Raw genomic sequence first — 1282 nt, 5'->3', positions numbered from 1 at the left:
ACTGAGGTGCCCCCAGTTTCCTAGACGCCCGCCTCGCTCAGTTTCTGCTGCCTGTTTTCGCAATCAGCGGGCGACAGCATGCCGTTGTTCGTGTGTTTGCGCTTCGGGTTGTAGAACAGCTCAATGTACTCGAACACGTCCTGCCTCGCGGTTTCGCGGGTCAGATAGGTGCGGCGGCGGATGCGTTCCCGCTTCGGGAGCTGGAAGAAGCTTTCCGCAACCGCGTTGTCGTGACAGTTCCCCCGTCGGCTCAGGCTGGCCTCCAGATTGTGCTGGCCCAGGAGCACCTGCCACTCGCGGCTTGTGAACTGCGATCCCTGATCGGAATGGATCATCACCTTGGTCTTGGGCTTGCGCCGCCAGACCGCCGCGAGCAGGGCCTGGAGGGCAAGGTCGGTCGTCATGCGGGGCTGCGCGGACCAGCCCACTACACGCCGCGAGAACAGGTCGATGACGACCGCCAGATACAGCCAGCCTTCGTGGGTCCTGATGCAGGTGATGTCGGTCACCCAGACCCGGTCAGGCCCATCGACATCGAACTGCCGGTCCAGGGTGTTGGAAGCGACGACGGCGGGCTTGCCACCATACCGCCCGGGGCGACGCCTGTAGCCGATCCGGGCTGCGTTTCCTGCCAGACCAGCCAGCCGCGCAACCCGGTTCTCGGAAACCTGTTCCCCCTGATCGCGCAGATCGTCAGCCAGCTTGCGATAACCATAGACCTTGCCGCTCTCGGACCAGGCCCGCCGGATCAGCTCCGTTTGGCGCGCATCGTCTTGCGCAGGCTGACTTAACGGTTCCTTAAGCCAGCATGGAAGCCGCTGAAGTGAACCCGCAGCATCCGGCAAACCCGGTGCGGTTCACATGGCCCGGACGCCAAACTCCGCCTGATGTGCCCGGATGAAGGCCGTCGCCATTGGGCTTGAACCAATGGCGCTCCAATGGCTCCATTCATTGGGACTCGCGCGCGAAGTACGCCGTTGCTTTTTTAGAATGTCGCGCTCCTCGGTCACCCGAGCCAGTTCGCACTTCAGCCGCCGGTTCTCGGCTTCGTGGTCGACGCCGACCGACTTGGCCACTGGCTCTGCGAATAGCTTCAGCCATTTGTACAATGAATGCGAACTCACCCCCAAACGTCGGGCAACCTCGCGAACCGGGTATCCCCGAACCGGGATCTGCTGCACCGCATCCCCCTTGAACGCGTCGCTGTAGTTGCTCGTCCCCATCTCGGCCTCCTTGCCTCAAAGCTAGGGCGCAAAGCGTCTACAAATCTAGGCGCACCTCA

At 62.6% G+C, this 1282-nt stretch carries 1 pseudogene; it reads right to left on the bottom strand.

Annotation, left to right across the window (positions count from 1 at the left end):
* Window positions 1–20: 20 nt before the first annotated feature.
* Window positions 21–1223, bottom strand: a pseudogene (locus tag ACO2Q5_RS23880) (IS3 family transposase).
* Window positions 1224–1282: the final 59 nt, after the last annotated feature.

Source organism: Neotabrizicola sp. VNH66 (assembly GCF_049445895.1).
Classification (GTDB): Bacteria; Pseudomonadota; Alphaproteobacteria; order Rhodobacterales; family Rhodobacteraceae; genus Pseudogemmobacter.
The sequence above is the reverse complement of the archived record's forward strand: the minus strand, read 5'-3'. Positions and strand labels throughout refer to the sequence as shown.